This window comes from Klebsiella michiganensis (genome assembly GCF_015139575.1).
In the GTDB taxonomy this organism is placed as follows: Bacteria; Pseudomonadota; Gammaproteobacteria; order Enterobacterales; family Enterobacteriaceae; genus Klebsiella; species Klebsiella michiganensis.
The window spans coordinates 5,212,841-5,237,846 of record NZ_AP022547.1; the positions used below are offsets into that span (position 1 = coordinate 5,212,841).

The 25,006-nt window shown below is 58.4% G+C and carries 24 protein-coding genes; 23 read left to right on the forward strand and 1 reads right to left on the reverse strand.

Going from position 1 to position 25,006, the window contains the following annotated elements; all coding sequences use genetic code 11:
* Positions 1–25: 25 nt before the first annotated feature.
* The 20 genes from JLG71_RS24420 to trpS all read left to right on the forward strand — a co-directional run bounded on the left by JLG71_RS24420 (position 26) and on the right by trpS (position 17,867).
* A complete protein-coding gene (locus tag JLG71_RS24420; RefSeq protein ID WP_004098242.1) occupies positions 26–610 on the forward strand; it encodes a TetR/AcrR family transcriptional regulator in 585 nt (194 codons plus the stop codon).
* Between the two features lie 145 nt (positions 611–755).
* Positions 756–1,556, forward strand: coding sequence for a winged helix-turn-helix domain-containing protein (locus JLG71_RS24425; protein WP_046878031.1), 801 nt, complete (start codon positions 756–758; stop codon positions 1,554–1,556).
* Complete coding sequence (locus JLG71_RS24430) at positions 1,553–2,071, forward strand: FidL-like protein (RefSeq protein ID WP_004098240.1); 519 nt, start codon at positions 1,553–1,555, stop codon at positions 2,069–2,071. Before JLG71_RS24425 ends, JLG71_RS24430 begins: the two co-directional genes overlap by 4 nt.
* A 404-nt stretch (positions 2,072–2,475) precedes the next feature.
* Positions 2,476–2,754: a BMC domain-containing protein gene (locus tag JLG71_RS24435; RefSeq protein WP_200913864.1), complete on the forward strand. Its 279-nt coding sequence runs from the start codon at positions 2,476–2,478 to the stop codon at positions 2,752–2,754.
* A 17-nt stretch (positions 2,755–2,771) separates the two neighbouring features.
* Positions 2,772–3,056: a BMC domain-containing protein gene (locus tag JLG71_RS24440; protein ID WP_004098238.1), complete on the forward strand. Its 285-nt coding sequence runs from the start codon at positions 2,772–2,774 to the stop codon at positions 3,054–3,056.
* A 15-nt stretch (positions 3,057–3,071) separates the two neighbouring features.
* Complete coding sequence (locus JLG71_RS24445; RefSeq protein WP_002442217.1) at positions 3,072–3,350, forward strand: BMC domain-containing protein; 279 nt, start codon at positions 3,072–3,074, stop codon at positions 3,348–3,350.
* A gap of 53 nt (positions 3,351–3,403) precedes the next feature.
* The gene (locus tag JLG71_RS24450; protein ID WP_025108472.1) at positions 3,404–5,008 is read left to right on the forward strand and encodes an acetaldehyde dehydrogenase (acetylating); all 1,605 of its coding nucleotides are present in this window, start codon (positions 3,404–3,406) and stop codon (positions 5,006–5,008) included.
* A gap of 26 nt (positions 5,009–5,034) precedes the next feature.
* Positions 5,035–5,292 (forward strand): EutN/CcmL family microcompartment protein, encoded by a 258-nt coding sequence (locus JLG71_RS24455; protein ID WP_004098229.1) that lies wholly within the window; start codon positions 5,035–5,037, stop codon positions 5,290–5,292.
* A gap of 15 nt (positions 5,293–5,307) precedes the next feature.
* Positions 5,308–6,462 carry a 1-propanol dehydrogenase PduQ gene (locus JLG71_RS24460; protein ID WP_116281051.1) on the forward strand — a complete coding sequence of 385 codons (1,155 nt, stop codon included), beginning with the start codon at positions 5,308–5,310 and terminating at the stop codon, positions 6,460–6,462.
* 25 nt (positions 6,463–6,487) lie between these two features.
* Positions 6,488–9,874 carry a choline trimethylamine-lyase gene (gene cutC, locus JLG71_RS24465; protein ID WP_116281050.1) on the forward strand — a complete coding sequence of 1,129 codons (3,387 nt, stop codon included), beginning with the start codon at positions 6,488–6,490 and terminating at the stop codon, positions 9,872–9,874.
* A gap of 56 nt (positions 9,875–9,930) precedes the next feature.
* The gene (gene cutD, locus JLG71_RS24470) at positions 9,931–10,878 is read left to right on the forward strand and encodes a choline TMA-lyase-activating enzyme (protein ID WP_014227748.1); all 948 of its coding nucleotides are present in this window, start codon (positions 9,931–9,933) and stop codon (positions 10,876–10,878) included.
* Positions 10,879–10,890: 12 nt separating this feature from the next.
* Positions 10,891–11,313, forward strand: a complete 423-nt coding sequence (locus tag JLG71_RS24475) for a BMC domain-containing protein (protein ID WP_004098223.1) — start codon at positions 10,891–10,893, stop codon at positions 11,311–11,313.
* Positions 11,310–11,930 (forward strand): phosphate propanoyltransferase, encoded by a 621-nt coding sequence (locus JLG71_RS24480; RefSeq protein WP_200913865.1) that lies wholly within the window; start codon positions 11,310–11,312, stop codon positions 11,928–11,930. The genes JLG71_RS24475 and JLG71_RS24480 overlap by 4 nt, the downstream gene beginning before the upstream one ends.
* Positions 11,931–11,942: 12 nt before the next feature.
* Positions 11,943–12,629 carry a hypothetical protein gene (locus JLG71_RS24485; RefSeq protein WP_049078876.1) on the forward strand — a complete coding sequence of 229 codons (687 nt, stop codon included), beginning with the start codon at positions 11,943–11,945 and terminating at the stop codon, positions 12,627–12,629.
* A gap of 19 nt (positions 12,630–12,648) precedes the next feature.
* A complete protein-coding gene (locus JLG71_RS24490) occupies positions 12,649–13,062 on the forward strand; it encodes a DMT family transporter (RefSeq protein WP_014227744.1) in 414 nt (137 codons plus the stop codon).
* A 17-nt stretch (positions 13,063–13,079) separates the two neighbouring features.
* Complete coding sequence (locus tag JLG71_RS24495) at positions 13,080–13,409, forward strand: DMT family transporter (RefSeq protein WP_004108688.1); 330 nt, start codon at positions 13,080–13,082, stop codon at positions 13,407–13,409.
* 241 nt (positions 13,410–13,650) lie between these two features.
* Positions 13,651–13,746, forward strand: coding sequence for a tryptophanase leader peptide (gene tnaC, locus JLG71_RS24500; protein ID WP_004098218.1), 96 nt, complete (start codon positions 13,651–13,653; stop codon positions 13,744–13,746).
* A 123-nt stretch (positions 13,747–13,869) separates the two neighbouring features.
* The gene (gene tnaA, locus JLG71_RS24505; protein ID WP_004128455.1) at positions 13,870–15,258 is read left to right on the forward strand and encodes a tryptophanase; all 1,389 of its coding nucleotides are present in this window, start codon (positions 13,870–13,872) and stop codon (positions 15,256–15,258) included.
* A gap of 138 nt (positions 15,259–15,396) precedes the next feature.
* Positions 15,397–16,653, forward strand: a complete 1,257-nt coding sequence (gene mtr, locus JLG71_RS24510; RefSeq protein ID WP_116281049.1) for a tryptophan permease — start codon at positions 15,397–15,399, stop codon at positions 16,651–16,653.
* Positions 16,654–16,859: 206 nt separating this feature from the next.
* A complete protein-coding gene (gene trpS / locus JLG71_RS24515) occupies positions 16,860–17,867 on the forward strand; it encodes a tryptophan--tRNA ligase (protein WP_014227742.1) in 1,008 nt (335 codons plus the stop codon).
* Positions 17,868–18,145: 278 nt separating this feature from the next.
* On the opposite strand, the gene JLG71_RS24520 is transcribed toward trpS, so the two are convergent.
* Positions 18,146–19,543 carry a diguanylate cyclase gene (locus JLG71_RS24520; RefSeq protein WP_048262575.1) on the reverse strand — a complete coding sequence of 466 codons (1,398 nt, stop codon included), beginning with the start codon at positions 19,541–19,543 and terminating at the stop codon, positions 18,146–18,148.
* Between the two features lie 533 nt (positions 19,544–20,076).
* Here JLG71_RS24520 and JLG71_RS24525 point away from each other — a divergent pair.
* The 3 genes from JLG71_RS24525 to JLG71_RS24535 are packed head-to-tail and all read left to right on the forward strand — an operon-like array spanning position 20,077 to position 24,994.
* Positions 20,077–21,144: an HlyD family secretion protein gene (locus JLG71_RS24525; RefSeq protein ID WP_004098195.1), complete on the forward strand. Its 1,068-nt coding sequence runs from the start codon at positions 20,077–20,079 to the stop codon at positions 21,142–21,144.
* Positions 21,141–23,870, forward strand: coding sequence for a ribosome-associated ATPase/putative transporter RbbA (gene rbbA, locus JLG71_RS24530; RefSeq protein ID WP_200913866.1), 2,730 nt, complete (start codon positions 21,141–21,143; stop codon positions 23,868–23,870). Before JLG71_RS24525 ends, rbbA begins: the two co-directional genes overlap by 4 nt.
* The gene (locus tag JLG71_RS24535) at positions 23,870–24,994 is read left to right on the forward strand and encodes an ABC transporter permease (protein WP_004098191.1); all 1,125 of its coding nucleotides are present in this window, start codon (positions 23,870–23,872) and stop codon (positions 24,992–24,994) included. Before rbbA ends, JLG71_RS24535 begins: the two co-directional genes overlap by 1 nt.
* Positions 24,995–25,006: the final 12 nt, after the last annotated feature.

Sequence of the window (25,006 nt, forward strand, 5' to 3'; positions counted from 1 at the left end):
AGAATAATCATACCGTCTGGTCGGTATGATTCGGGCCATGAATATGGAAGCCCAACATCGTAAAAAAGATCCCGTCCGCCTGCATAAGCAACTGCTGGAATCCGCCGCCACCATCGCCGGCCGGGACGGTATCGCCTCGCTGTCGCTGAACGCCGTCGCGCGCGAAGCGGGCGTCAGCAAAGGCGGTTTACTGCACCATTTCCCCAACAAGCAGGCGCTGATTTTCGCCCTCTTTGCCCGCCTGCTGGCGATTATGGAAGAGGCGATTGCAGAGCTTATGGCCGCGGATAACGTCTCTTATGGCCGCTTTACCCGCGCCTATCTGCGCTATCTGTCGGCGCCGGAACTCACGGATACCCAGGAGAGCCGCCAGCTGATGGTGCTGTCGCTGGCCATGCCGGATGAACCGGTGCTGCGAAAATGCTGGCGCGACTGGATGCTGGACCATCTGGCGAAGGGCGATGAACTGGACAATAGCCATACCGGCACGCTGGTGCGCTATGCGGCGGACGGCATCTGGCTATCGGAATTAACCGAGGGGCGCACCATGAGCCCCGGGCACCGGCAGTCGCTGGTCAGCGATCTGACGAAGATGACGCTTCCTGCGTGAAGCATATATACACTAAATAATTCGCGTTGCAGGAAGGCGGCAAGGGAGCGAATCCCTGGGAGCATAGATAACTATGTGACCAAAGTGAGCGAACGCAGCCAACGCACCAGCAACGTGAAGTATGACGTGATAGATTGAGGCCACGATGCGCTATAACATCCATGGCCGTCTTATTTATGATGCAATGGACGGCACGCTAACGTTACCGGGAAGCGATGAGGCGGACAGCCAGCTGTCCATCACCGCCAACGCGCTGCTGTGGTTCTTCCTGCGCCACACCGAGGTGGTCAGCCGCGATGAGGTGCTTAAAAAAGTCTGGGATGACAACGGTTTAACCTCATCCAACAGCAATCTCAATCAGTACCTGAGCATGCTGCGCAAAACCTTCCGCCACTACGATATCGACAACATTATCGTCACCGTGTCGCGCGGACTGCTGCAGCTCAATCCTGATCTCACCATCGAGAGGCTCGATGCCAGCCCGGAGCCGGAGCAGCCGCCCGCGCCAGAAGCCGAGCCAGACCCGGCCGCGGTCCCGGAAGAACAAAAGACCGTTTCCAGCCGCCACGCGCGCGGTACCTGCTGGTATCTCGCCGGCGGCTGCCTGCTCACCATCGCCCTGCTGCTGGTGGTCTGCAGTTTTCTCGGCGGCAGCACATCGCACCCCATCACCCTGACGCAAATGCGCCACAGCCAGTGCGAGCTGCTGGCCAGCGATGAGATGCTGCGCTCCGTTGCCGGAACCGCCTACGGCAAGAATTTTGATGCCGTGCGCCAGCGCCTGAAGCTGGAATGCAAGCCCGGCGAACGCTTCGTCTTCTTCTATGGCGACCGGCTGGAAACCAACGGCCTGGGCCGGGTATTCCTCGCCCACTGCGCAATGCATGAAGATAACCCGTTCAGCTACTGCGATAACTATTTTTACTATTCATGGAAACCGCAATGAGACTCGCCCCGCGCCCCTTTTTCGCCCTCTCCAGCCTGGTATTTATTGCCGCCGCCGGGTTCTGCGCCTGGAAGCTGCTGCCGGTCGAAAACGGCGGGGTGATGAGCTGCTCGACCAAAGCGATTATGCGCTTTGAGAATATGGAGAAGGAGAACGTTAACGGCAATATCCATTTCAATTTTGCCGCCAACGGCAAAGGGTCGATGGTCGTCGAGGGCTACACCGATTCCGCCGCCGGCTGGCTTTATCTCCAGCGCTACGTCAAATTTAGCTACACCAGCAAACGCATCTCCACCACCGAGCGCCACTATCGCATCAGCAAGTGGGAATCCAGCGCCTCGTCCATCGATGAGTCGCCTGACGTGATCTTCGACTATTTTATGCGCGAGATGTCCGACAGCCACGATGGCCTGTTCCTCAACGCGCAGAAGCTCAATGAGAAAGCCATTCTTCTCAGCTCTATCAACTCCCCGCTCTACGTCTGCACGCTGAAGTCCGGCAGCAAGCTTGACTAAGCTCACACCCGCTTTTCCTTCCTCACTTTCCCGTTAGTAAAACCGCACGTTTTGCATTTAGCCTGCCGAAGAAAACGCGATCCCCCCCACACTTCATACATCGTCAAATTACCCCCGATCTGCAATAAATTAGCAACTTATTAACATCAATCCGCCTCCGGTTAAATGGTGAAAAAAGCGCCACAATCGTCACTCAATTCGCCCCGCCATCGCAGCACAAATGCATAAATCAGCGCCTTAACCAACCTAAATCACAGAGCAAAAGACTAAAAATACCACGCTAGCAGATTTAAATTTCCCTTCACTCGCCATTCCCTATAGTGAATCCCGAACGCCGCATCCGCGTCCTGACGCCGTTACGCGGTCGGTTTTCCGAATCACAAAACTGTTCTGGAGGAGAAACCATGGGTGATGCATTAGGGCTTATCGAAACCAAAGGTCTGGTGGCCTGCATTGAAGCCGCGGATGCGATGTGTAAAGCCGCCAACGTCGAGCTGATTAGCTATGAAAACATCGGCTCGGGGCTGGTGACCGTGATGGGGAAGGGCGACGTCGGCGCAGTGAAAGCGGCGGTGGATTCCGGCGTCGAATCCGCGCAGCGCATCGGTGAAGTGGTGACCTCGCTGGTTATCGCTCGTCCGCATAACGACATCAACAAAATCGTCATTAAACACAAGGCCTGATGGCCAGGAGAACGCAAATGGGTGATGCATTAGGTCTGATTGAAACCAAAGGGCTGGTGGCCTGTATCGAAGCGGCGGATGCGATGTGTAAAGCCGCCAACGTGGAACTGATTGGCTATGAAAACGTCGGCTCCGGCCTCGTCACCGCGATGGTGAAAGGCGACGTCGGCGCGGTGAAAGCGGCGGTGGATTCCGGCGTCGAATCCGCGCAGCGCATCGGTGAAGTGGTGACTTCGCTGGTTATCGCCCGCCCGCATAACGACATCAACAAAATCGTCTCGCATTACAAAATCATGGATTAACCGGAGAAAAACCTGATGAAAGAAGCGCTAGGGCTTATCGAAACCAAAGGGCTGGTGGCCTGTATTGAAGCGGCGGATGCGATGTGTAAAGCCGCCAACGTGGAGCTGATTGGCTATGAAAACGTCGGCTCCGGCCTCGTCACCGCGATGGTGAAGGGCGACGTCGGCGCGGTGAATGCCGCGGTGGATTCCGGCGTGGAAGCGGCAAAACGCATCGGCGAAGTCGTCACCTCTCGCGTCATCGCGCGTCCGCATAACGACATCGAAAAAATCGCGGCGCAGCACAAAGCATGACCTGACAGGGCGCGCCCCGTCTCCACTCTTTTAGTCTGATGAAGGATAGACTCATGATTGAACTGGATAACGATTTGCAGTCCCGGCAGAACGCCCGGGAGCTGGTGCGCAATGCCAAAAAGGCGCAGGCGATTCTGGCCACCTTTTCGCAGCAGCAAATCGACGCCATCGTGAAGAACGTGGCCCAGGAAGCGGCGCATCATGCCGAAGCGCTGGCGAAAATGGCCGCGGAAGAAACCGGTTTTGGCAACTGGCAGGACAAAGTGCTGAAGAACCGCTTCGCCTCGCTGCGCGTCTACGACGCCATCAAAGATATGAAGACCGTCGGTATCATTCATGACGATCCGCTACAAAAAGTGATGGACGTGGGCGTGCCGCTGGGGGTCATTTGTGCGCTGGTGCCGTCGACCAACCCGACCTCCACCGTCATCTACAAAACGCTGATTGCCCTGAAGGCCGGCAACGCGATTATCTTCTCCCCGCATCCCGGCGCCCGCCAGTGCAGCTGGAAAGCGATTGAAATCGTGAAGCGCGCGGCGGAAGCGGCAGGGGCACCTGCCGGTAGCGTCGACGCCATTAGCCAGCTGACCCTCGAAGCCACCTCAGAGCTGATGCACAGCAAAGACGTGTCGCTGATCCTGGCGACCGGCGGCGAAGGCATGGTGCGCGCCGCCTACGCGTCCGGCACGCCGACCATTAGCGGCGGCCCGGGTAACGGCCCGGCGTTTATCGAACGCAGCGCCGATATCCCCCACGCGGTGAAAGATATCATCACCAGTAAAACCTTCGATAACGGCGTCATCTGCGCCTCCGAGCAGTCAATTATCGTCGAACGCTGCATCTACGACGAAGTGCATCGCGAACTGGAAGCTCAGGGCGCGTACTTCATGAACGAAAGCGAAGCGGCAAAAATGGCGGCCCTGCTGCTGCGCCCCAACGGCACCATCAACCCCAAAGTGGTCGGTAAAACCGCGCTCTATCTGAGCCAGATGGCCGGCTTCTGCGTCCCGGCCAGCACCCGGGTGCTGATTGCCGCGCAGACCACGGTATCGCATACCAACCCCTACTCGCGGGAAAAACTGTGCCCGGTACTCGGCCTGTACGTCGAAGAGGACTGGAAAGCCGCCTGCCACCGCGTCGTGGAGCTGCTGACCAACGAAGGCCTCGGCCACACGCTGGTGATCCACACCCGCAACCAGGACGTCATCCGCCAGTTCTGCCTGGAAAAACCGGTTAACCGCATTCTGATCAACACCCCGGCGGCGCTGGGCGGCATCGGCGCGACCACCAATATCACCCCGGCCCTGACGCTCGGCTGCGGCGCGGTCGGCGGCGGCTCCAGCTCAGACAACGTCGGGCCGATGAACCTGCTCAACATCCGCAAAGTGGGCTACGGCGTGCGCTCCATCGATGAGCTGCGCGCGCCGGGCAGCCGCCCGGAACCGCAGCCGACCATCGTCAGCCCGGCGGCCGGCCCGAACCGCAGCATCTTCGACGATGAGCGCTTTAACGCCCCGGCGACCGCCGCCACCGCGGCCCACCCGGCCAGCGCCGACGATCGCTTTGCGTCTGCCGCCGCCGTCGGCGCGGACAGCGAGATTAATGAGCAAAACGTGGAACGCGTCATCCGCCAGGTGCTGGAACGCCTTGGTAAGTAACACATTGATATAAGGCGATAAAAACAATGATTCTCGCAAAGGTAGTCGGACATGTCGTCGCCACGCAGAAGTGCGATGAGCTACGGGGCAGCAACCTGCTGCTGATCGTCAAATTAGATGATGACCAGCAGCCGATGAAAGACCAGACCTGGGTTGCCGTTGATAGCGTCGGCGCCGGTATGCACGACATCGTGCTGGCCGAAGAGTACCTGGCGCTCAACAAAGAGCGCTACAAGGCCATGTCGGTGGTCGCCATTGTCGAGAACGTGTTTCGGGACGCTTAAGGAGTCAATAACCCAATGAGTGAATTTTTGCTGAAACCCCGGATTCGCTTTGGTCAGGATGCGCTTGCCATCCTGAACGAGCTGCCCGCCCGCAACGTGCTGCTGGTCACCGACCAGGCGATGGTTAAGTTTGGCCTCGCCGATCGCGTCACGCAGATCCTCAATGCGCGCGGCATCGCTTTCCAGGTCTGGGACGACGTGGTGGCCGACCCGGATATCGCCACCGTGGTGCGCGGTATGAAGCGGATGGATAACAGCTATCCGGATCTGGTTATCGCGCTGGGCGGCGGTTCGGTGATTGATGCAGCCAAAGCGGTTATTTTCGCCCTGGCGCAAACCCGTCCGGACGCTCACCGCGAGCCGCCCTGCTTTGTGGCGATCCCCACCACCAGCGGCACCGGCTCTGAGGTCACCGCCTTTTCAGTGGTGAAAGCCCACGCCGAGAAGCTGGTGCTGGTGGACCCGTCACTGCTGCCGGATATCGCCATTCTTGACCCGGCGCTGGTGGCCTCGGTGCCGCCGGCGATCACCGCCGATACCGGGATGGACGTGCTATGTCACGCGCTGGAAGCCTATGTCTCCCTCGCCGCCAGCGACTTTTCCGATGCGCTGGCGGAGAAAGTGGTGCAGCAGGTATTTCGCTTTCTGCCGACCTGCTGGCGCAACGGTGGCGATCTGCTGGCGCGGGAAAAGATGCACAACGCCTCCTGCATGGCGGGCATGGCTTTCACCAACGCCTCGCTGGGCATTACCCACAGCCTTGCCCACGCGCTCGGCGGCGTATTTCGCGTCCCCCACGGCCGCGCTAACGCCCTGCTGATGGCGGACGTGGTGGCCTGGAACGCCGATTATCACGGGCAGTGCGATACCGATGCCGCCCGCAAATACGCCCGATTAGCCCATCTGCTGGATCTGCCTGCGGCCACTACCCGCCAGGGCGTCGCCAGCCTGCTGGTCGCCATTCAGGCGCTAAAAGACGAAATGAGCATGCCGGCCGGCATTCGTGATACCGGCGTCATTGCCACCGAATTTGAACAGCGGCTGGCGGAGATGGTCGGCCAGGCGCTACGCGACAGCTGTACCCCGACGAACCCACGCGCGCCGGACGCTCACGCACTGACCGAACTCTATCGCCGGGCATGGACCGGCAACGCCGTTCAGGGCCACTGATAACAAGATTTGGAGAACCTTACCTATGGCACACTACAGCTTAACGCCGCGCGTCAAAGTGTTGGCAGAACGTTTACTCTCACAAAAAAGCACCCTGTGCACCGAACATGCCACCACGCTCAACGCCCTTGATGGCGATATCGCCGGGGTTCCCGCCGCCGTCAAACCGGCGCGCCGCTTCCATGAACTGATGCGCCAGCTGCCGCTGTGCATCAGCGCCGACGAGCTGATCGTCGGCAACCAGACCCGCAAACCGCACGGGGCGATTTTCCACGACGAGAGCGCCGTCCGTCGCCCGTCCGCGTTCCAGTTCCTCAACCTGAATAGCGATCTCGACTCCCCGGATTACAAGCTGGTGATGGAAAAAGGCGTGCTGGCGATAAAACATCAGCTGGAAGAGAAAACCCGCGCGCTGGGCAGCGCCGTCAGCCGCAGCGGCATGGACGAAGTCAACGGCTGCCGCGCGGCCATCTACGCCTGCGATGCCCTGCTGGCTCTGGCGCAAAACCTGGCCAACAGCGCGGAACAGCTGGCCGCCGCGGAAACCAACGCTTACCGCCGGGCGGAACTGCTGGACAGCGCCGCCATTCTGCACCACGTTCCGGCGCATCCGGCGCGCAGCTTCAAAGAGGCGTGCCAGGCCTTTTATCTGTTCCAGCTGGCGCTCCAGCTCGATAACGGTAGCTACGCCGTCAACCCGGAAGGCGCCGACAAAGCCCTGTTGCCTTACTACCAGCACGATATCAACAACGGCGCGCTCTCCCCGCAGCAGGCGTATGAAATCGTCGAATCGCTGTGGTTCAAGCTGGCGGAGCTGTGCGAAGTGCGCGCCGCCTGCGCGATCGACGGTTATCCGATGTTCGACGCCCTGCTGCACGGCGCAAGCCTTGAGAACGCGCGCATTAACGAACTCTCCGACATGTTCCTCAGCGCGCAGCACAACCTGAGCGCCCTGCATCTGCCGGTGCGTTTGTTCAAGGGCGTCCAGCACGTTTCCGCCGCCCCGTTTGCCGCCGCCGGCGAGACGCCGGCAGCAGAAGGGCTGACCCCGCGCATGCAGCGCCTGCGTAACCACTACCTGACCGTGCGCCCGAGCGTCTCTATCTACCGCGCGCTGGCCTTTACCGAAGTGGTCAAAGCCAACCCCGGCATGCCGACGATTCTGCTGCGCGCCAAAGCCTTCCGCCACGCCTGCGAAACCGCGCCGATTCTGATTCAGGACGATGAGCTGATCGTCGGTCATCCGTGCGGCAAGCCGCGCGCGGGCGCCTTCTCGCCGGATATCGCCTGGCGCTGGGTGCGCGACGAACTCGATACCATGAGCACCCGTCCGCAGGATCCGTTTGAAATCAGCGAAGCAGATAAAAAAACCATCCGCGAAGAGATCGTGCCGTTCTGGGAAGGCCGCTCGCTGGATGAAATCTGCGAAGCCCAGTACCGCGAAGCGGGGGTGTGGGCGTTCAGCGGCGAGACCTTCGTCAGCGACCTCTCCTACCACCAGATCAACGGCGGCGGCGACACCTGCCCGGGCTACGACGTGCTGCTGTTTACCAAAGGGATGAACGGCATTAAAGCCGACGCCGAGGCGCATCTCGCCAGCCTGAGTATGGAAAACCCGGAAGATATCGACCGCATCTACTACTACAAAGCGGCCATTGAAACCTGCGAAGGGGTGATTAACTACGCGCACCGCATCGCCGCCCGCGCCCGTGAACTGGCCGCGATTGAGCAGAACGCCCAGCGTCGCGCCGAGCTGCTGACCATCGCCGAGGTGAACCAGAACGTGCCGGCGAATCCGCCGAAAACCCTGCAGGAAGCGCTGCAGAGCATCTGGACCGTGGAGTCGCTGTTTGAAATTGAAGAGAACCAGACCGGACTGTCCCTGGGACGCGTAGACCAGTACTGCTACCCGATGTTTGAAGCCGATATCCGCGAAGGCCGCCTGACTCACGACACCGCGCTGGAGCTGCTGCAGGCGTTTATCATCAAATGCGCCGAGCTGATGTGGATGTCCAGCGAGCTGGGGGCGAAATATTTCGCCGGCTATCAGCCGTTTATCAACCTGACCGTCGGCGGTCAGAAGCGCTCCGGCGGCGATGCCTGTAACGACCTGACCTACCTGATCATGGACGCCGTGCGCTTCGTGAAGGTTTACCAGCCGTCGCTGGCCTGCCGTATTCACAACCAGTCGCCGCAGAAGTATATGGAAAAAATCGTCGACGTCGTCAAAGCGGGGATGGGCTTCCCGGCCTGCCACTTCGACGACTCCCATATCAAGATGATGCTGCGTAAAGGCTTCGATTTCGAAGACGCCCGCGACTACTGCCTGATGGGCTGCGTCGAGCCGCAGAAATCCGGCCGCATCTATCAGTGGACCTCCACCGGCTACACCCAGTGGCCCATCGCTATTGAGTTCGTTTTAAACCGCGGCCGGATGGTGCTGTTTGACAGCTATCAGGGGCTGGATACCGGCGACCTGCGCGACCTGCACACCTTCGAGGATTTCGACGCGGCGGTGAAAAAACAGATCGCCCATATCGTACGCCTGTCGGCGATCGGGACGGTCATCAGCCAGCGCGTGCACCGCGACGTGGCGCCGAAGCCGCTGATGTCGCTGCTGGTGGAAGGCTGCATGGAAAAAGGCAAAGACGTTGCCGCCGGCGGCGCGATGATCAACCACGGCCCGGGGCTGATCTTCTCCGGTCTGGCGACCTACGTCGACTCCATGGCGGCGATTCGTAAGCTGGTGTTTGAAGAGAAGAAATACACCCTCGAGCAGGTGCGCGACGCGCTGCTGGCGAACTTCGAAGGCTTTGAAGGCCTGCGCCGCGACTGCCTCAACGCGCCGAAATACGGCAACGACGATAACTACGTCGATCAGTATGCGCTGGATATCACCGAGTGGACCGAGCGCGAGTGCCGTAAGTACAAGATGCTCTACTCCACCCTGAGCCACGGCACCCTGTCCATCTCCAACAACACGCCGATCGGCGAGCTGACCAACGCCACGCCGAACGGTCGCCTGGCGTGGATGCCGCTCTCCGACGGCATCAGCCCGACTCAGGGCGCGGATAAGCAGGGTCCGACGGCGATCATCAAGTCGGTGAGCAAGATGAACGTCGAAACCATGAACATCGGCATGGTGCACAACTTCAAGTTCCTCAAAGGGCTGCTGGATACCCCGGAAGGTCGTCACGGCCTGATTACCCTGCTGCGCACCGCGTCGATTCTCGGCAACGGCCAGATGCAGTTCAGCTATGTCGATAACGAAGTGCTGAAAAAAGCCCAGCAGGAGCCGGAAAAATACCGCGACCTGATCGTCCGCGTCGCGGGCTACAGCGCCTACTTCGTTGAGCTGTGCAAAGAAGTTCAGGACGAGATTATCAGCCGTACGGTCATCGAGAAGTTCTGATAAAGACACGGACGTTTTTGGACACGGATGTCCCGATCGTTTTTCTGGAGGTATGTGTGAGCGCAAAACAAGAATTAACCGGGCGAATATTCAATATTCAGAAATATTCGATCTATGACGGCGATGGGATCCGCACGCTGGTTTTTTTCAAAGGCTGCAATATTCGCTGCCCGTGGTGCGCTAACCCGGAAGGGCTGAATAGCCAGTTTCAGGTGATGTTCTCACAGGATAAATGCATTAACTGCGGCGACTGCGTCAACGTCTGCCCGGCGGGAATTCATTATCGGGCGGAAGAAAACGGCGAAATGAAGCATTTCGTCAACCGTAATAAAGACTGTATCGGCTGCCGCAAGTGCGAAGAGATCTGCACCCAGAACGCGCTGGATATTATGGGCAAAGATGTCACCGTCAGCGAACTGATGGAGATCATCATGCAGGACTACGACTTTTATATCTCCTCCGGCGGCGGCGTCACCATCGGCGGCGGGGAAATGAGCCTGCAGACCGATTTTGCCGTCGCGCTCTTTAGCGAATGCAAAAAGATGATGCTCAATACCGCCGTGGAAACGCAGGGCACCACGCCGCTGGCCAATTATCAAAAGCTGGCGCCGGTGACCGACACCTTCTTATTCGATATTAAGCAAATTAACAGCGAGCACCATAAAGCGTTATTTGGCATCGGTAACGAAGGCATTCGCCGCAACCTGGAGTGGCTGGTGGACTCCGGCGCTAACGTCATTATCCGCATGCCGCTGGTTCGCGGCTATAACGACTCGTTCGATGCCATTACCGGGGCCATTGATTACGTACAAAAGCTGGCGAAGCGCGGAAATATCCGCCGCATCGATATGCTGCCGTACCACCAGCTGGGGCGCAAAAAATATGAGCGCCTCGATATGCCTTACCCCATTACCCGAGACCCAACTTATTCCGCCGAGGAGTTAGACCGGCTGGAAACGTTCTTCACGCAGTTTGATTTTGATATTCGCTTAGTCCGCCATTAACAGGAGCCGACAATGAAAAGTTTAGGCGTAATTGAAACGCGAGGGTTAGTTGCCGCCGTTCAGGCCGTGGATGCCGCCTGCAAAAGCGCAGGCGTGTCCTGCATTGGCTACCGCAAAGTCGGTTCGGGGCTGGTGAGCGTCTGCTTTGAAGGGGAGATCAGCGCGATTCACACCGCTATCGAACGCGGCGTGGCCGTCGCCGCGCTCATCGACCCGCAGGTCAAATCCCTGACGATCGCCCGTCCGGAGCGCAGCGTCGTGGACGCCCTCAGCACCCTGAAAGGCCGTCCGCCGCGCGCGGAAGCTGCCGCGCCGCTTGAGGCTGAAGCCGTCGCGCCCGCCGCTGTAGAAACAAGGGAACCCACTGAACCCGCCGCCGCGCCTGCGCCGACGGAAGATAAAAACGCGGCGATGAGGAAAGGGAAGAAGGCATGATCGACACCCTGCTCCATGAAAAAATCGCCGCCCGCCTGAGCCACGTTGCTCCGGCTATTCCGGTCGGCATCTCTAACCGCCACCTCCATCTGGCGCAGCAGGACGTCGAAGCGCTGTTTGGCAAGGGCTACGTCCTGACGCCGTTTAAGCCGCTGCGCCAGCCGGGGCAGTTCGCGGCCCAGGAGTGCGTCACCGTGGTCGGTCCGAAGGGCTCGCTCACCCAGGTGCGCGTCCTCGGCCCAACCCGCCCGGTATCGCAGCTGGAAATCTCCCGCGCCGACTGCTTTACCCTCGGCATCAAAGCGCCGGTTCGCGAATCCGGCCAGCTGGAGAACGCGGGCAGCGCGCTGCTGATCGGCCCGGCAGGCCACGTTGAACTGCGATCGCAGGTGATCTGCGCCTGGCGGCATATCCATATGTCGCCGCAGGATGCCCGCCAGCTGAACGTCGCCAACGGCCAGAAGGTTAGCGTCCGCAGCGACGGCGAACGCCAGCTGACCTTTGATGAAGTGGTGGTGCGGGTACGCGAAGACTTCGCGCTGGAGTTTCATATTGATACCGAAGAGGCCAACGCCGCCGGCTTGAAAAACGGCGCGCAGGTCACGCTCATCGGCTAACGGAGGCTCGCCATGACCGACCAACAGATGGAAGACCTGGTTGAACGCATTATCCAGCGTCTGCGGCCGCCGGTACTGGTGATGGTGACCGCCGCGGCGGGCTACCGGCACGCTATTCGCCAGCGGCTGGCCGGCTGCGGCGAGAGCCTGCACCTGGCGCTGGATAGCGGGATTGACGACGGCGAGCAGTGGCGGGCTATCGGTAAAACGCTGCCAGCGGCCGACTGGCAACAGGAGCTGCCTTCGGTCTCGTATAAGGCGCTGCTGCTGCCGTTTCTCGACTACCCGCTGGCGGCGGATCTGGTGAAGGGTTCCCTGCACGGTCCGGTTGCCCGCCGCGTGCACGATGCCCTGCTGAGCGGCCTGCCGGTGCTGGCGCTGCGCTATCACTGCGATCCCGCCAGCGAGCTTAACCAGCTGCGCGGGGCGCAGCCTGATAGCGCTTACGCCGGACATATGCAGGCCACGCTGGCCCGCCTGGCCGAATGCGGCATCGCGCTGTGCACCATGAACGAATTGCTGGAGAAGCTGGCGTCGGGTCGCGAAGCGGCGGCGCCGTCGGCGAGCGGCCCGCGGCGTTATCTCACTGTCACAGACGTGGTGAATAATCCGGCGCTGGCCTGTGCTCCTGAAGCGCAGTTGACCGATGCCGCTATCGATTTTTTAAAAAACAGAAAAAAAGAACCTTACCTTAAATAGTAAACCCGGAGTTTAACTTATGTCTTCAAAAACAAAGTGTTGGCTATGGATGCTGCTGGTTATCGTTTCCGAAACCTCAGCCACCTCCACCCTCAAAATGTTCGGCAGCAGTGAAGGGATGAGCAAAATGCTGCTGCTCGGGCTGCTGGTGCTGCTGTACTGCACCTGCTACTACTCGCTGTCCCGCGCGGTGAAGGATATTCCCGTCGGTCTGGCCTACGCCACCTGGTCCGGTACCGGCATCCTCGTGGTGTCGACCCTGGGAATGGCGTTTTACGGTCAGCACCCGGACACCGCCGCCATTATCGGTATGGCGGTTATCGCCAGCGGGATCGTGATCATGAACCTGTTTTCCAAAATGGGTAGCGAAGAGAGCGAGGAAGCGCCCGCGCAGCCGGCCGCTGCATCTCTGGACAAAAAAGTCGCCAACTAACAGAAAAGGAACCGCTTATGTTTAACCTCGGATTTTTATGGCTGGCGCTGTCTATCGGCTCCGAAATCACCGGCACATCGATGATCAAAAAGACCAACGGCTTCAGCAAGCTGGCGCCGTCGGTGCTGGTGGTCTGCGCCTACGGCCTGTGCTACTTCGCCCTCACCCGCGCGATGAGCACCATTCCGGTCGGCGTCGCCTACTCGCTGTGGTGCGGCTTTGGTATCGTCGGCGTCACTATTTGCTCAATGATCCTCTATAAGCAAAAACCGGATATCCCGGCTATTCTCGCCATGGTGCTGATCATCTCCGGCGGCATCATTATGAACGTCTTCTCCAGCATGTAAGTCCCGCCTGCGCCTTCATTGATTGCGGTGAAGGCGCTAATAACCTCACTCAATAAGCCGTTATTGGCGTAATAAAAAAACAAAAAACCATCGCCTGCTAATCAATAACGCTAAAAAGACGACGAGCGTCAAATTTTTATACTCCGCTTATCGATAAATTATTTTTTGTGATTTTAATCGTGGTTATTTTCTCATTTTACCTTATTTTTATGGCATCCCTTCACCCACAGAGGACGATGTCATGACGCAAAAATCGATTTATCGCCTCATTGCCCAGGGCGGCCTGGACGACTGGTATAATTTAGATCACCGCATCTCCAACGACTTCCCTCGTTAATTCTCCGCTGCTGTTTACTCCCTAAAAAAATTAATTCAGCACTGCGTTTAGTCGCTATTTGTTGCGCTTTTTATTTGTCGCCAAATAGCCAAACGCGGCACAGCATCCCCATGGAGAAAATAAATGAAACGTATCCCTGAGCCGTTCCGTATTAAAATGGTCGAAAACATTCGCATGACTACCTTTGACGATCGCGTCAAAGCGCTGGAAGAGGCGGGCTATAACCCGTTTTTGCTCAATAGCCAGGACGTGTATATCGACCTGCTGACCGACTCCGGAACCGGCGCGATGAGCGACCATCAGTGGGCCGGGCTGATGATGGGCGACGAAGCCTACGCCGGGTCGCGTAACTATCAGCATCTGTGCGAAAAGGTCAAAGAGATTATCGGCTATCCGTATACCATTCCCACCCATCAGGGGCGCGGCGCGGAGCAGATTCTGTTCCCGAGCCTGATTGCTCGCCGCAAGTCGGCGCATCCGGTGTTTATTTCCAACTTCCACTTCGATACCACCGCCGCGCACGTGGAGCTCAACGGCGCAAAAGCCATTAACGTGGTGACGCCGAAAGCCTTCGATACCACCTCGTGGTACGACTGGAAAGGCAACTTTGATATTGATTTGCTGAAAGCGACCATCGCCGAACACGGCGCGGAAAACGTGGCGGCGATTATTACCACCGTCACCTGTAACAGCTCCGGCGGCCAGCCGGTATCGCTGGCGAATATGCGCGAGGTGTATCAGATTGCCCGCCAGAATAATATTCCGGTGGTGATCGACTCCGCCCGCTTCTGCGAAAACGCCTGGTTTATTAAACAGCGCGAAGAGGGCTACGCCGATAAATCGGTGAAAGAGATTATTCTTGAGATGTACCAGTACGGCGATATGCTGACCATGTCCGCCAAGAAAGACCCGATGGTGAATATCGGCGGCCTGTGCTGCTTCCGCGATGACGAAGATCTGTTCAACGAAGTGCGCATCCGCTGCGTGCCGATGGAGGGCTTTGTCACCTACGGCGGCCTGGCGGGGCGCGATATGGAGGCGTTGGCTATCGGCCTGGAAGAAGGGACCAACGAGGATTACCTCGCTTATCGCATCAATCAGGTGGAATACCTCGGCGAACGCCTGCGCGAAGGCGGCATTCCGATTCAGTATCCGACCGGCGGCCATGCGGTGTTCGTCGATGCTAAGCTGCTGCTGCCGCATATCCCACCGGAGCAGTTCCCGGCGCACGCGCTAAACAATGAGCTGTATCTGGAAGCGGGAATCCGCAGCGTGGAAATCGGCTCCCTGCTGCTGGGCCGCGACCCGCAAACCGGCAAACAGAAGGCGTCGCCGATGGAGCTGCTGCGCCTGACCATTCCGCGCCGGGTTTATACCAACGATCATATGGACTATATCGCTGATGCGCTGATCGCCGTTAAGGCGCGCGCCGCCACGATTAAGGGCCTGACCTTCACCTATGAACCGCCGGTACTGCGCCACTTCGTCGCCAGACTGAAACCGGTGAAATAAACCGCATCACGGCGCTCTCGCAATGAGAGCGCCATTAATTTAATTCCATCTCTTTAAGCTCAATCATTCGGGTTGCGCCGGGTAGCCGTTTTCCCGCAGCCCCTTATTTAATATATAGCCACGTGAGGAATGCACCTTATGGCTACATTATCAGTCTCAAAAGCGGTCTCAACAAATACGCCATCGCTGATTGGCGGAGCGATGATTATCGGCGGCACGATTATTGGCGCAGGCATGTTTTCTTTACCGGTGGTGATGTCCGGCGCCTGGTTTTTCTGGTCGCTGCTGGCGCTCATTTTTACCTGGTTTTGCATGCTGCATTCCGGGTTAATGATCCTCGAAGCCAATCTCAATTATCATATTGGCGCCAGCTTCGACACGATTACGAAGGATTTACTGGGAAACGGCTGGAATATTATTAACGGCCTGACCGTCGCCTTTGTTTTATATATCCTGACCTACGCCTATATTTCCGCCAGCGGTTCAGTTATTCAGCATACTTTTGCGCAGATGAACCTCGCGGTTCCCGCACGCCTGGGCGGGCTGGCGTTCGCGCTGGTGGTCGCCTTTATCGTCTGGCTAAGTACGAAAGCGGTAAGCCGGATGACGACTATCGTGCTGGGCGCCAAAATCCTCACCTTCTTTATGACCTTCGGCGGCCTGATGTGGCACGTGGAGCCCGCAATTCTGTTTAACCGCGCGGAGGTCAATGCGTCCTATCTGCCCTACGTCCTGATGACGCTGCCGTTCTGCCTGGCCTCCTTTGGCTATCACGGCAACGTCCCCAGCCTGATGAAGTACTACGGTAAAGATCCGCTTATCATTCGCCGCTGCCTGCTGCTCGGCACGCTGATGGCGCTGGTGCTGTATATCATCTGGCTGGTCGGCACAATGGGCAATATTCCGCGCCCGGCGTTTATCGCTATCGCCGAAAAAGGCGGCAACATCGACGTGCTGGTGCAGACCTTAAGCGGCCTGCTGAACAGTTCGACCCTGGACTTACTGCTGACGGTCTTTTCCAACTTCGCCGTCGCCAGCTCGTTCCTAGGCGTGACTCTTGGCCTGTTTGATTATCTGGCGGATCTGTTTAAGTTTGACGATAGTCGGCTGGGGCGGTTTAAAACCGCGCTGGTGACCTTTCTGCCGCCGATCGCCGGCGGGCTGCTGTGGCCTAACGGTTTTATCTACGCCATTGGTTTCGCCGGTCTCGCCGCCACCGTCTGGGCCGCTATCGTCCCCGCCCTGCTGGCGCGCGCCTCGCGCAGGCGTTTCGGCAGCCCGAACTATCGGGTCTGGGGTGGCAATGCCATGATTGTCCTGATTTTGTGCTTCGGCGGCACCAACGCAATAATTCATATTTTATCCAGCTTTAACCTGCTGCCGGTTTATCGCTGAATAAAAAAGGGCTTTTACTGCCGCGGCTTTTCGTGGCAGGATAAAAAGATGAACAGAAACGTTGTCATCTCTCACCTCCGCCGTTGGTGGCTGTCTGCATAACAGGCGGCAAGATTTGACGTTTCCTCTATTCAAAGCCGCCGGAAGGCGGCTTTGTTGTTTCTGAGTGTCGCCCTTCGGCCTGATAGCATCCTAAGGAGTCACTTATGAACACCAGCCAAACGATCCTGACCGGCGACCGTCCTACCGGCCAGCTGCACCTCGGCCACTACGTCGGTTCCCTGCGCCAGCGCGTGCTGCTCCAGCACGACCACCAGCAGTTTATCCTCGTTGCGGACCTGCAGGGCCTGACCGACAACGGCAGCAACCCGCAAAAAATCAGCAGCAATATCCTTGAGGTGATGGCCGATTATCTCGCCGTCGGCATCGATCCGCAGAAGACCACCATTTGCCTGCAATCCGCCCTGCCGGCGCTGGCCGAACTCAGCGCGCTGTATATGAATATCGTCACCGTCGCCCGGGTTGAACGCAATCCGACGGTGAAAAATGAAATCGCCCAGAAGGGATTTTCCCGCTCGCTGCCGGTGGGATTTTTAGCCTATCCCATAAGCCAGGCCGCAGATATCACCGCCTTTAAGGCCGAACTGGTGCCGGTTGGCGACGATCAGCTACCGATGATTGAACAGACCAATGAGATCGTGCACAAAATGAATAGCCTGACGACGACGCCGATCTTACGGCACTGCAAAGCGCTGCTCAGCGACGTCAGCCGCCTGCCGGGCATTGATGGCAACGCCAAAATGTCGAAATCGCTGGGGAACACGCTCACCCTTTCGGCCAGCGAAGAGGAGATCCACCGTGCGGTCAGCGCCATGTATACCGACCCGAATCACCTGCGGGTCGCCGACCCGGGTCAGACAGAAGGCAACGTGGTATTCACTTATCTCGACGCCTTTCATGCTGATAAGACCTTCGTTGCCGAGATGAAAGCCCACTATCGGCGCGGAGGGCTGGGAGACAGGCAGTGCAAAAACGCGCTGGAGACCTGCTTACAGGAGCTGCTGGCGCCGATACGCGAACGCCGGGCGACCTATATTCAGGATAAAGGCATGCTGCTGGCGCTGCTGCGCCGGGGAAGCGAGCGGGCGCACGAACTGACGCAACGGACGCTGCATGAAGTAAAACGCGGCCTGGGGCTGCCGGTGCTGTTTTGAGGCGCGGCGATCTCTCCGCACTGAAATCCGCTGCCACATCTCTCCCGGGGGCGGCGCCTGAGGCGCCTTGCCCGGGCTACAGGTTCACAGCCGTCTGCGGTCAGGTAGCCGGGACAGGCTCAGCGCGCCGCCTCCGGGATGGCGCCCGACCGGAAGATATTCTACGGTTTATTCCCCGGTGGCGGCTGTCGACTTGCCGGGGCTACGGGTTTACTGCCGTCTGCGATCAGGTAGCCCGGACAGGCGCAGCGCGCCGCCTCCGGGAAGGACCCGGCAGCTTAGTTGCCGTCGCCTTCATGCAGCTTCACGCAGTTGCGCCCATCGCGCTTGGCGACGTACAGCGCGCTGTCGGCATCACGCAGCAGCAGATTGTAATCCGGATGACCGGTATGGACGGCGTAGCCGATGCTGGCGGTAATCGAAATCTCATTGTCAGCGCCAACGCTAAACGCCAGCTGGCTGATTTTTTTACGCAGCCGTTCAAGGATAGTAAAGGCTTCCGCGGCGCCGGTCTCCACCAGCACCAGCAGAAACTCCTCGCCGCCGTAGCGGAAGATATAATCGCTGGATCGAATATTATCGCTGAGCAGCTCCGCAACGTGCTTAATCGCCCGGTCGCCGACCATGTGCCCCCAGCTATCATTGATCTCTTTAAAGTGGTCGATGTCGATAATCGCCACCGTCATCGGCAGTTCATATTCCATCGCCAGCGTCACTTCATGCTTGAGGACAACCGGCAGATAGCGGCGGTTAAGCAGGCTGGTCAGCGTATCCTTACCGCTTTGCATCTGCGACAGGCTGCTAAACAGCACCCCCATCTGGCTGCCGATCTGCTGGCAATGGATATGGATCCCCTGCAGCAAAGCCTGCGTGTTTTTATACTCAGAACCCTCAGTCGAGGATTTCCAGGCGGATAACAGCGCATCCACCTTGCTAATTAAGTCGGCGATTTCCTGCATTTGCGGATTTTTGTTAAAATAACGCACGCATTTATGGCGGAACCACAGGCCAAATTCAGAATCAGATAATAACGCTCCGTTAATATCGCTTTTATTATCGCTAACGATATTAAAAATAGCGGTATTTTCCCATCCGGAGAGCGAGGCCTGCTGTTTGCCATATTCCAGCGGCACGTTATCCATCAGGCTATACAGGCGGTACGCTTCTTCATTTTTCGTCGCCCGATAGTGCGACAGGGTATAGGCGTGGCACATCATTTCTACCGCCATGTTAATGGCCATGATGGCGTAGTAGATGGCGGCAACGCTGGTCTCGCGATCGAGCTGGCTATCGCGGATATTTTCAATCAGCCCGGCTTTCAGCTGGCGCGCGCCGCGCAGTACCGCCTCTGCCGGGATACCGATGCGTGAATGGATGCTGCCGATCAGGTACTGCCGCTCCGCCAGCGCCTGCAGATTTTCCTTATCGCACATCAGGATATCTTTCACCCACCCGGCCAGCGAGCTGCTGAGCCGCTCCTGAACTAAGTCATAGCTAAGGTGCCGCGCAATGTCCGGGTCCTGGAAAATAAAATCATAAAAACGGGTCGCTAACGCCTCCGCCTGCTGCCCGGCAATATTTTTAAGTACCGCCCTCACTTCCGGCGTCAGGCTGTCGTACAGCGGCAACCACTCCTTAAAAATAATCGAGATATATTTTTGGCTTTCATCTTTCATTGAATAAAGCGCTCGCCCGGCGTGAGTGTATTTTCAGGGCCGCCGATCATACAACAGTTCTCCTGGGGCAACCAGATTAAAAATGCGCCAGTCGCCAGGGAATAATATCCTCTGGTTATTAGCGCTAAGGAATAGCTTATATGTACGATGATTTAATGAAGAACGATTAAGATTATCTGCGCCGGTATCCGGAGCATTAACCCCAATAGGCATTATGGGTAATATTGTGCCATCGCGCTCCTCGCTGTTTTTATGTTAACCCGACAACAAGACCCTGCTTTGTATATGGACATACTCATTGCGGGTGTTAGTATGACATTGACGGTAGCAATAAATATGCGTGTTTCATTTAAGGCGAGGATTGCTGATGATGACCACATTGATCGCACCTCTTTCTGACCGGTTAGCAGCGCTGCAGGCTCCCTGCGCCGGTCGGCCTTATCCCCGATTTCTCCCTTCCCTGAAGAGACGAAACTCCGCCATGCGGAGGAGAAGCGCGCACCACTCAGCCTATGGAACAAAGCGAGTCGCGTATGGACAAAATCAAACGGCGTTGGGTTGGATACGTTATTGGTTTAGCGGTGGTGATTGCCGCAGCGGCATGGTGGATGCTTCGCCCGCCGGGAATTCCTGAGGGCTTTGCCAGCAGTAACGGCAGGATTGAAGCCACAGAAGTCGATATCGCCACCAAAACCGCCGGGCGTATCGACACCATCCTGGTCAAAGAGGGGCAGTTTGTTCGCCAGGGCGACGTGTTGGCCCGTATGGACACCCGGGTACTCAACGAACAACGGCTGGAGGCCGCCGCGCAAATCAAGGAAGCAGAGAGCGCGATTGCCGCCGCGAAAGCCCTGCTCGACCAGCGTCAAAGTGAAATGCGCGCTACGGAAGCGGTGGTGAAGCAGCGGCAGGCGGAGCTGAACTCCTCGGCTAAACGTCACGTCCGCTCCAGCACGCTCTCGCAGCGCGGCGCGGTCTCCGCGCAGCAGCTGGATGACGACCAGGCGGCGGCAGAAAGCGCCAGGGCGGCGCTGGAATCCGCCAAAGCGCAGGTCTCTGCCGCCAGGGCCGCGATTGAGGCGGCGCGCACCAGCATCATTCAGGCGCAAACCCGGGTCGAGGCCGCCCAGGCGACCGAACGGCGGATTATCGCCGATATCGACGATAGCGAGCTGAAAGCCCCGCGCGATGGCCGCATTCAGTACCGCGTCGCCGAACCGGGAGAGGTGCTGGCGGCGGGCGGCCGGGTGCTGAATATGGTCGACTTATCCGATGTCTATATGACCTTCTTCCTGCCTACCGAGCAGGCGGGTCTGCTGGCGCTGGGCAGCGAAGCGCGAATTATCCTCGATGCCGCGCCGAATCTGGTGATCCCCGCCAATATCAGTTTTGTCGCCAGCGTGGCGCAGTTTACGCCTAAAACGGTGGAAACCAGCGATGAACGGCTGAAGCTGATGTTCCGCGTAAAAGCCCGTATTCCGCCAGAGCTGCTGGCGGAGCATCTGGAGTATGTGAAGACCGGCCTGCCCGGTATGGCCTGGGTCCGCCTGGATAACCAGCAGGCGTGGCCTGAAGCGCTGACGGTGAGGTTGCCGCAATGAAAACCGTCGCCCGCCTGGAAAACGTCAGCCAGCACTTTGGCGCAACCGTCGCGCTGAAGGACATTACGCTGAGCATTCCCGCCCGCTGTATGGTGGGACTGATCGGGCCCGACGGCGTGGGCAAGTCCAGCCTGCTATCGCTGATCTCCGGCGCGCGCGTGATTGAGCACGGCAACATTATGGTGCTCGGCGGCGATATGAGCGATGTACGTCATCGCCAGGACGTCTGCCCGAAAATCGCCTGGATGCCCCAGGGGCTGGGGAAGAACCTCTACCATACCCTGTCGGTCTATGAAAACGTCGATTTCTTCGCCCGTCTGTTCGGCCATGATAAAGCCGAACGCGATATCCGCATCAATGAGCTGCTCCAGAGTACCGGCCTGGCGCCGTTTCGCGACCGCCCGGCAGGAAAGCTCTCCGGAGGGATGAAGCAAAAGCTCGGCCTGTGCTGCGCGCTCATTCACGACCCGCAGCTGCTGATCCTCGATGAACCCACCACCGGCGTCGATCCTCTCTCGCGGGCGCAGTTTTGGGATCTGATCGACAGCATCCGCCAGCGTCAGCCGGAGATGAGCGTCCTGGTCGCCACCGCTTACATGGAAGAGGCGGAGCGCTTTGACTGGCTGGTTGCCATGAACGCGGGGGAAGTTCTGGCAACCGGCAGCGCCGATGAGCTTAAAGCGCACACGGCAAGTCAGACGCTGGAACAGGCGTTTATCGCCCTGCTACCCGAAACCCAGCGCCTGGCGCATAAAGAGGTGATCATCCCGCCGCGCAATGCCGATGAAAGCGAAGTTGCGATTGAAGCGCGCGGGCTAACGATGCGCTTCGGTCAATTTGTCGCCGTTGACCACGTCAACTTTCGCATTGCCCGCGGCGAGATTTTCGGCTTCCTCGGCTCTAACGGCTGCGGCAAATCAACGACCATGAAAATGCTGACCGGGCTGCTACCGGCCAGCGAAGGCGAGGCGTGGCTGTTTGGCCAGCCGGTCGACCCCAGGGATATCGAAACCCGCCGCCGCGTTGGCTATATGTCGCAGGCCTTCTCCCTCTATAGCGAACTGACCGTACGGCAAAACCTCGAGCTGCATGCCCGCCTGTTCCACATCCCTGATGCGGAGATCCCGGGGCGGATCGCCGAAATGAGCCAGCGCTTTATGCTGGAAGAGGTTGAGGACACCCTGCCCGCTTCGCTGCCGCTAGGTATCCGCCAGCGCCTCTCGCTGGCGGTCGCGGTGATCCACCGCCCGGAAATGTTAATCCTTGATGAACCCACCTCCGGCGTCGATCCGGTAGCCCGGGATATGTTCTGGCAGCTGATGGTCGATCTTGCGCGTCAGGACCGGGTGACCATTTTTATCTCCACCCACTTTATGAATGAAGCGGAACGCTGCGATCGCATTTCGCTGATGCATGCCGGAAAAGTGCTGGCCAGCGATACGCCGCAGGCTCTGGTGGAGCAGCGCGGATCGGCCAGCCTTGAAGAGGCGTTTATCGCCTGGCTACAGGAAGCGGCGGATGCCGCGCAGCCGCCTGATGCGCAGGGTGCACCGGTTCCCGCGATGGAACATAAAGCCGAAAGCGTGGCGCCGCGTCAGGCGTTCAGCCTGCAGCGCCTGTTTAGCTACAGCCGCCGCGAAGCGCTTGAGCTGCGCCGCGATCCGGTGCGATCGACCCTGGCACTGCTCGGCACCGTGATCCTGATGTTTATCATGGGCTATGGGATCAGTATGGACGTCGAAGATCTGCGGTTTGCGGTGCTCGACCGCGACCAGACCGTCAGTAGCCAGGGCTGGTCGCAAAATATCGCCGGCTCACGCTACTTCATCGAACAGCCGCCGCTGCAAAGCTATAGCGAACTGGACAGAAGAATGCGCAACGGCGAGCTGGCGGTAGCGATTGAAATTCCGCCTAATTTTGGCCGCGATATCGCCCGGGGGACGCCGGTGCAGATTGGCGTGTGGGTGGACGGTGCGATGCCGAACCGCGCGGAGACGGTGCGCGGCTACGTGCAGGCCATGCATCTGGCCTGGCTGCAGGAGATGGCCGGCCGCCAGGCCAGCCCCAATCGCGATACCTCACTGATTTCCATCGAGACCCGCTATCGCTATAACCCGGATGTGAAGAGCCTGCCGGCGATTGTACCGGCGGTGATTCCGCTGCTGTTAATGATGATCCCGGCGATGCTCAGCGCGCTCAGCGTGGTCCGCGAGAAGGAGCTTGGCTCAATCATCAATCTGTACGTGACGCCAACCACCCGCAGCGAATTTCTGCTGGGTAAACAGGTGCCGTATATCGTGCTGGGGATGTTCAACTTCTTCCTGCTCTGCGCGCTGTCGGTCTTTGTTTTTGGCGTACCGCACAAAGGGAGTTTTCTGACGCTCACCCTCGCCGCGCTGCTCTACGTCACTATCGCCACCGGACTTGGCCTGCTGATTTCAACCTTTATGAAAAGCCAGATTGCGGCGATTTTCGGCACCGCGATCATTACGCTTATCCCGGCGACGCAGTTTTCCGGGATGATCGACCCCGTCGCCTCGCTGGAAGGACCCGGGCGCTGGATTGGCCAGATTTATCCAACCAGCCACTTTCTGACCATCGCGCGAGGAACGTTTTCCAAAGCGCTGAATCTGACCGACCTGTGGGGATCCTTTATTCCGCTGCTTATCGCGGTTCCGCTGGTGCTGGGCCTGAGCGTGTGGCTGTTGAAAAAACAGGAGGGATAATGCGCGGATTACGCAATATTTATAATTTGGGGATGAAAGAGCTACGCAGCCTGCTGGGCGATAAAGCGATGCTGACGTTGATTGTCTTTGCTTTTACCGTCTCGGTTTACTCCTCTGCGACCGTTATGCCGGGTTCGCTGCATCTGGCGCCCATCGCTATTGCCGACATGGATAAGTCGCAGCTTTCATCGCGTATTATCAATGGTTTTTACCGGCCCTGGTTTTTGCCGCCGGCGCTGATCACCGCTGATGAGATGGACGCCGGGCTGGATGCGGGACGCTATACTTTCGCCATCAATATTCCGCCGGATTTCCAGCGCGACGTTCTGGCCGGACGCCAGCCCGCGCTACAGGTTAACGTCGACGCGACGCGAATGAGCCAGGCGTTTACCGGCAATAGCTATATCCAGAATATCGTTACCGGCGAAGTGAACAGCTTTGTCGCCCGCTACCGGGACAACGGCACGCTGCCGGTTGAGCTGGCCGTCAGGATGCGTTTTAACCCGAACCTGGAACAGGAGCGTTTCGGCGCCGTCATGGCAATTATCAACAATATCACCATGCTGGCGATCGTGCTGACCGGCTCGGCGCTGATACGCGAGCGGGAGCATGGTACCGTGGAGCACCTGCTGGTTATGCCGGTCACGCCGTTTGAAATCATGATGGCGAAGATATGGTCAATGGGGCTGGTGGTGCTGGTGGTTTCCGGACTCTCTCTGATCCTGATGGTTCAGGGCGTGCTGCAGGTACCGATAGAAGGCTCGATACCACTCTTTATGCTTGGGGTGGCCCTGAGCCTGTTTGCCACCACCTCAATCGGCATTTTTATGGGCACGGTGGCGCGTTCCATGCCGCAGCTGGGGCTGCTGATGATTCTGGTGCTTTTGCCGCTGCAGATGCTTTCCGGCGGCTCCACGCCCCGGGAAAGTATGCCGCAGGCTGTACAGGATATTATGCTCACCATGCCAACGACCCACTTTGTCAGCCTGGCGCAGGCCATTCTTTATCGAGGCGCTGATTTCTCTATCGTCTGGCCGCAGTTTCTGACGCTGCTGGCTATCGGTGGCGTGTTTTTTACTATCGCCCTACTGCGTTTTCGTAAGACGATCGGGGAAATGGCCTGAGGCAATACCGAT